This is a genomic window from Mesorhizobium sp. M7A.F.Ca.CA.002.05.1.1 (assembly GCF_003998335.1).
GTDB lineage: Bacteria > Pseudomonadota > Alphaproteobacteria > Rhizobiales > Rhizobiaceae > Mesorhizobium.
This window is the reverse complement of the sequence record NZ_RZQI01000315.1, coordinates 1-6,177: the sequence shown is the minus strand read 5'-3', so window position 1 is coordinate 6,177 and position 6,177 is coordinate 1. Positions and strand designations below refer to the sequence as shown.

The 6,177-nt window shown below is 62.6% G+C and carries 6 protein-coding genes; 2 read left to right on the top strand and 4 right to left on the bottom strand.

Annotation, left to right across the window (positions count from 1 at the left end):
* The 3 genes from EN939_RS17200 to coxB all read right to left on the bottom strand — a co-directional run.
* Nucleotides 1-516, bottom strand: a 516-nt coding sequence (locus tag EN939_RS17200) for a UbiA family prenyltransferase (protein ID WP_164751039.1), incomplete at its 3' end; no start/stop codon positions are given.
* A gap of 75 nt (nucleotides 517-591) precedes the next feature.
* A complete protein-coding gene (ctaD, locus tag EN939_RS17195; protein ID WP_023808611.1) occupies nucleotides 592-2,244 on the bottom strand; it encodes a cytochrome c oxidase subunit I in 1,653 nt (550 codons plus the stop codon).
* 38 nt (nucleotides 2,245-2,282) lie between these two features.
* Nucleotides 2,283-3,182: a cytochrome c oxidase subunit II gene (gene coxB / locus EN939_RS17190; protein WP_127268980.1), complete on the bottom strand. Its 900-nt coding sequence runs from the start codon at nucleotides 3,180-3,182 to the stop codon at nucleotides 2,283-2,285.
* 376 nt (nucleotides 3,183-3,558) lie between these two features.
* Between coxB and EN939_RS17185 the strand changes: the two genes are divergently transcribed.
* Both EN939_RS17185 and tldD read left to right on the top strand, forming a co-directional pair.
* A complete protein-coding gene (locus EN939_RS17185) occupies nucleotides 3,559-4,113 on the top strand; it encodes an invasion associated locus B family protein (RefSeq protein WP_013532781.1) in 555 nt (184 codons plus the stop codon).
* A gap of 154 nt (nucleotides 4,114-4,267) precedes the next feature.
* Nucleotides 4,268-5,680: a metalloprotease TldD gene (gene tldD / locus EN939_RS17180; protein WP_127268979.1), complete on the top strand. Its 1,413-nt coding sequence runs from the start codon at nucleotides 4,268-4,270 to the stop codon at nucleotides 5,678-5,680.
* A gap of 40 nt (nucleotides 5,681-5,720) precedes the next feature.
* Here the strand turns inward: tldD and EN939_RS17175 are convergent.
* A partial coding sequence (locus tag EN939_RS17175; RefSeq protein ID WP_127268978.1) for an RES family NAD+ phosphorylase occupies nucleotides 5,721-6,177 on the bottom strand: 457 nt, incomplete at its 5' end.

Below are 6,177 nucleotides of genomic sequence, written 5' to 3'. Positions count from 1 at the left end.
GGTCACCGCGGCCCAGCCGATCACGGGCGGAATGGCACCGGCGGCCCCGCCGATGACGATGTTCTGCGGCGTCCAGCGCTTCAGCCACATCGTGTAGACGACGGCGTAGAAAAAGATGGTGAAGGCGAGCAGCGTCGCCGCCAGCCAGTTGACCAGCACGCCGAGCGTCATCACAGACAGCACCGACAGCACCAGCCCAAAGGTCAGGGCTTCGTGCGGCTGGATGCGACCGGCGGGGACTGGGCGGTTGGCGGTCCTGGTCATCACGGCATCGATGTCGGCATCGTACCACATGTTGAGCGCGCCGGAGGCACCAGCACCTATTGCAATAGCCAGGATGGCGATCACCGCCAGCAGAGGGTTGATGGTCACGGGTGCGGCGACCAGGCCGACAAAGGCGGTGAACACCACCAGCGACATGACGCGCGGCTTCAGCAGCGCGAAGAAATCGCCCGCCGTCGCTTCCGACATGCGAAAGCCCGCTTCGTCAATCAATGGGTCGTCGACAAGGGCCATGCGTACTTAAGTCCATCATCCGTTGGCCAAAACCGCCGGCGGACCGGCGGTTTCGTATTCGAGCGGGCAGCCGCCTTACTTGATTTTCGGCAGCTGTTCCCACTGGTGGAAGGGCGGCGGCGACGGCAGCTGCCATTCGAGCGTCGTTGCGCCCTCGCCCCATGGGTTGGCGCCGGCGATCCGCTTCTTCTGGAAGGCCTCGAACACACCATAGAGGAAGATCAGGACGCCGATGGCCGAGATATACGAGCCGATGGACGACACATAATTCCAGCCGGCGAACGCATCGGGGTAGTCGATGGTGCGGCGCGGCATGCCGGCGAGACCGAGGAAGTGCTGCGGGAAGAAGATCAGGTTCACGCCGACGAAGGTGACCCAGAAATGGGTGTTGGCGATGACGGGCGAATACATGTAGCCGGTCATCTTCGGGAACCAGTAGTACCAGCCGGCGAAGATGGCGAACACCGCGCCCAGTGACAGCACGTAGTGGAAGTGGGCAATGACGAAATAGGTGTCATGCAACGAGCGGTCGAGGCCGGCATTGGCCAGCTGGACGCCGGTGACGCCGCCGATGGTGAACAGGAAGATGAAGCCCAGCGCCCACAGCATCGGCGTCTTGAACGAAATCGACCCGCCCCACATCGTCGCGATCCAGGAGAAGATCTTCACGCCTGTCGGCACCGCGATGACCATGGTGGCGAAGACGAAATAGCGCTGCGTGTCGAGCGACAGGCCGGTCGTGTACATGTGGTGCGCCCACACGATGAAGCCGACGGCGCCGATCGCCACCATGGCATAGGCCATACCGAGATAGCCGAACACCGGCTTCCTCGAGAAGGTCGAGATGACGTGACTGATGATGCCGAAGCCCGGCAGGATCAGGATGTACACTTCAGGGTGACCGAAGAACCAGAACAGGTGCTGGAACAGGATCGGGTCGCCGCCGCCGTCGGGCGCAAAGAAGGTGGTACCGAAATTGCGGTCGGTGAGCAGCATGGTGATGCCGCCGGCCAGGACCGGCAACGACAGCAGGAGCAGGAAGGCGGTGATCAGCACCGACCAGGCAAACAGCGGCATCTTGTGCAGCGTCATGCCAGGCGCGCGCATGTTGAAGATGGTGGTGATGAAGTTGATGGCGCCGAGGATCGACGACGCACCGGCAATGTGGATCGACAGGATCGCCAGATCCATGGCCGGCCCGGGCTGGCCCGAGGTCGAAAGCGGCGGATAGAGCGTCCAGCCGCCACCGACGCCAAAGGCGCCCGGCGCGCTCGGCACGAACATCGAGGTGAGCAGCAGGATGAAGGCCGGCGGCAGCAGCCAGAAGGAGATGTTGTTCATGCGCGGGAACGCCATGTCGGGCGCGCCGATCATGATCGGAACCATCCAGTTGGCGAAACCGCCGATCAGCGCCGGCATGACCATGAAGAAGATCATGATCAGGGCGTGCGCGGTGGCGAAGGCATTGTACATGCTCTTGCCGCCGTCGATCGCGGCGTCACCGTTCATGCCATAGACCATCTGCGCCAGGCCGCTGAATATCTGGATGCCAGGCTCCTGCAACTCCATGCGGATGGCGACAGACAAGGCACCGCCGATGATGCCGGCCATGATCGCGAAGATCAGGTAGAGCGTGCCGATGTCCTTGTGGTTGGTCGAATAAACCCAGCGGACCCAGCCGTGATAAGGCTTGTGGTCGTGCCCGTCGTGAGCTGCAGCGTCTGCCATGTTCCGCTCCGTTCCCTAAATCTTGCTAACCCGCGGCATCAGTTGCCGGCGGACGCTACCTTGTTCTGGCCGTCGACCTCGGCCATCAGCGTCTTGTTGGCGCCGGGCAGATCGGTCTTGGCTGCCGCCAGCCAGGTCTTGAACTGCGCATCGGAGACGACGCGGATGGCGATCGGCATGAAGGCATGGTCCTTGCCGCAGAGCTGCGAGCACTGGCCGTAAAAAATACCTTCCTTCTCCGCCTTGAACCAGGTCTCGTTGGTGCGGCCCGGAATGGCATCGATCTTGATGCCGAACGACGGCATGGCAAAGGAGTGGATCACGTCGGTCGCGGTGACGAGCACGCGGGTCATGGTGTTGACCGGCACCACCAGTTCATTGTCGACCGCGAGCAGGCGCGGATAAACCTTGCGGTCCTCCTTGCCGGCGGCGGCGCGGTCGGTGTCCTGAAGGATCGCGGAATTGAAGGAGAGCGTGTTTTCGGTCTGGTACTCGTAGTCCCAGTTCCACTGGTTACCGGTCGCCTTGACGGTCAGCTTCGCTTCTTCCGGCGGCGTGTATTGCGCGGTCAGCAGCTGGAACGAGGGAATTGCCAGGCAAAGCAGGATGACGACCGGACCGACAGTCCAGATCACCTCGATCAGCGTATTGTGGCTGGTCTTGGACGGAACCGGGTTCGCGCTCGCACGGAATCTGACGATGCAATAAGCGAGGAGAAGCAGCACCAGGATGGTGATCGGAACGATGAACCACATCGTGTAGTTCCCGAACCACTCGATCTGCCGCATCATGTCGGTCGCCGGCGCCTGGAAGGTTGTCTCCCAGTTCTTGGGCTGGTCGGCATGGGCGGATGCGCCGGCGAAAAACGTGACAGCGGCACAAGCACTTAGAAACTTGGCACTTGCTGGAACCTTGGCGTTTGCCAGGAAATTTCTCATCGCCCTCATCGTCTCCCAGTTCCTCGCTGCGGTACCCACGAGAATAACGAACAATGCCGGGACGGGAATCCCGACAGTTTCAAGCTGGTTCAAACCATACTCTTTTTCCCTCCGCAAGAAAGGAGCGGACGAAACCGTGCGGCATTTTTGCGCGCAAGCCCGGATATGCCTTTGGAGGCAGCCGCGGCAGCACCGAATCGCCTACAGTGAGCCCGCAGCAGCATTCCCGCGGGCCGCAGGTGCCGAACGTCGCAATTCGGGCGAAATTGGCAGGGAAAAGCGCCCAATTGGCTTTTTCGGGGCAGACCTGGTGCGGTCTCGTCCTTTACTTGGCTTTGGCGCGGCTTAAAGTGCCGTGATTCGCAATGGAGCCGTCATGAATTACTGGCTTTCGAGAAACTCTCGGTTTTCGAGAAACTGGGCGAAGGTCATCTTTTTCGCCGCCCTGTCTGGCATCGGCTTGTCCGCGATCGTGTCCGGCACGGCGAACGCCGCGCAGCCGAGCGGCACCGTGCGCTCGACACATGGCGCATGGTCGATCATCTGCGACACGCCGGCCGGTGCCACCTCGGAACAATGCGTGATGATGCAGAACGTCGTCGCCGAGGACCGTCCGGAGATGGGACTGTCGGTCGTGGTGCTGCGCACCGCCGACAACAAGGCGGAGATCCTGCGCGTGCTGGCGCCGCTCGGCGTGCTTTTGCCCAACGGGCTCGGCCTCAATGTCGACGGCAAGGATATCGGCCGCGCCTATTTCGTGCGCTGCTTCCAGGACGGCTGCTATGCCGAGGTGATCCTCGAAAAGCCGCTTCTCGACACGCTGAAGACCGGCACGTCGGCCACCTTCATCGTTTTCCAGACCCCGGAAGAAGGTATCGGCATCCCGGTCGACCTCAAGGGCTTTGCCGACGGCTTCGCCGCCCTCCCCTGAAAGCCCGGCGACATCACCGGCTTCAACCAGAAGTGACTTCGACGGGCTGCTGGCAAACCGCTTTTGTCGTTACAATGCGGCAGAGCGATTGTCTCGGCGTGCCTTCGCGCCTACATCGTGGCAAAGACCCATTCCTCCTGTGAACGGATGCGCCATGAACAGCCTGATCGGCCAATTCGACATTTCAGACGATCGCATCAAGCGGATCGTCGCCGATACCATCAACGGCGCCGATGACGGCGAACTGTTCCTCGAATACAGCGAGAGCGAAGCGCTGATGTTCGACAATGGCCGCCTGAAGACCGCCAACTTCAACACCGACCAGGGGTTTGGCCTGCGTGCGGTTGCCGGCGAAGCCAGCGGCTATGCGCATTCCAGCGACCTCTCCGAAGCGTCGCTGCTGCGCGCGGCCGATGCCGTTTCAACCGTCAAGGGCGGTTATTCCGGCACGCTTGCCGCCGCACCGGCCCGCACCAACCGCCATCTCTATGGCGAAGAGAACCCGATCCCCTCGCCCTCCTTCGAGGCCAAGGCAAAGCTCTTGCAGGAAATCGACGCCTGGCTGCGCGCCGAGGATCCGCGCGTGCGGCAGGTTTCGGCATCGCTCGCCGCATCCTGGCAGCATGTCGAGATCGTGCGCGCCGATGGCCAAATGGTGTGCGATATCCGCCCGCTGGTCCGCATCAACGTCTCCGTCGTGGTCGGCGATGGCGACCGCCAGGAGAGCGGCTCCTACGGCATGGGTGGCCGCAAGGCGTTTGGCGAATTCCTGGTCGAGGACAGCTGGAAGCACGCCGCCAAGGAGGCGCTCAGGCAAGCTCTGGTCAATCTCGAGGCCATACCGGCCCCGGCCGGCACTTTCGACATCGTCTTGTCTAGCGGCTGGCCGGGCGTCATGCTGCACGAGGCCGTCGGCCATGGGCTGGAAGGCGATTTCAACCGCAAGAAGACCTCGGCCTTCGCCGGCCTGCTCGGCCAGCAGGTCGCCGCCAAAGGGGTCACCGTCGTCGACGACGGCACCATGCCCGAACGGCGCGGCTCGCTGACCGTCGACGATGAAGGCACACCTTCGGCCCGCAATGTGCTGATCGAGGATGGCAAGCTGGTCGGCTACATGCAGGATCGCCAGAATGCCCGGCTGATGGGCATGAAGGCGACCGGCAACGGCCGCCGCGAAGGCTATGCCCACCAGCCGATGCCGCGCATGACCAACACCTATATGACGGCGGGCGACATGGAGCCGGACGAAATCATCGCCTCGGTCAAGAACGGCATCTATGCCGTCTCGTTCGGCGGCGGCCAGGTCGACATCACATCGGGCAAATTCGTGTTCGGCTGCACCGAGGCCTACATGATCGAGAACGGCAAGGTGACGCAGCCGATCAAGGGCGCGATGCTGATCGGCAACGGTCCGGACGCCATGCACCGCGTCTCGATGATCGGCAACGACATGAAGCTCGACACCGGCATCGGCATGTGCGGCAAGGCCGGACAGGGCGTGCCCGTCGGCGTCGGCCAGCCGCATCTGCGCATGAACCAGATGACGGTGGGCGGCACCAGGGTTTGATAAGAACAGTCGACGAGCTTACTCGCCCATCTGAGTTGCCCTAAAGCCAGGATGCCGGCGATTTCGGCAGACGACGGTCGGGGTCGACGACCTCCAGGCGCGGCGCGCCATCCTCGTTCCAGCGCCAGAGCGCAACGCAGGTGCCGCCGGGCGACATGAAGGACGGATAGATCACGCCGTTCACCCCATCGGCAAGCAGGCGATCCCGCAGCTTGTGGGTCTCGGGCACAAGGCCCTGATCCAGCATGTCTCGCCATTCGCATTGGTGAATGCCCGCCGTCATGGCCAATTCGCTCAGCATTGCGGCATCGGTCAGATCGGCCAAGCGCGCGCCCGAGAGCTCAAGTTGGGCAATTAACGCCGGATGCTGGACAAAGCCCTGATTGTACTCCGCCCAGGCGGTGGACAATTCGCGCGCCGCATAGATCGTTGAAGCGCCAATTGGATTCCAGCGACCGCCGAAGTGGGCAGCGCCCTCGCCCGAAAGCGGCAGATGC

Excerpts from the sequence above, each read along its gene's own strand:
- coxB (WP_127268980.1), bottom strand. The coding sequence starts at position 3,182 with ATGAGAAATTTCCTGGCAAACGCCAAGGTTCCAGCAAGTGCCAAGTTT.
- EN939_RS17185 (WP_013532781.1), top strand. The coding sequence starts at position 3,559 with ATGAATTACTGGCTTTCGAGAAACTCTCGGTTTTCGAGAAACTGGGCG.
- tldD (WP_127268979.1), top strand. The coding sequence starts at position 4,268 with ATGAACAGCCTGATCGGCCAATTCGACATTTCAGACGATCGCATCAAG.
- ctaD (WP_023808611.1), bottom strand. The coding sequence starts at position 2,244 with ATGGCAGACGCTGCAGCTCACGACGGGCACGACCACAAGCCTTATCAC.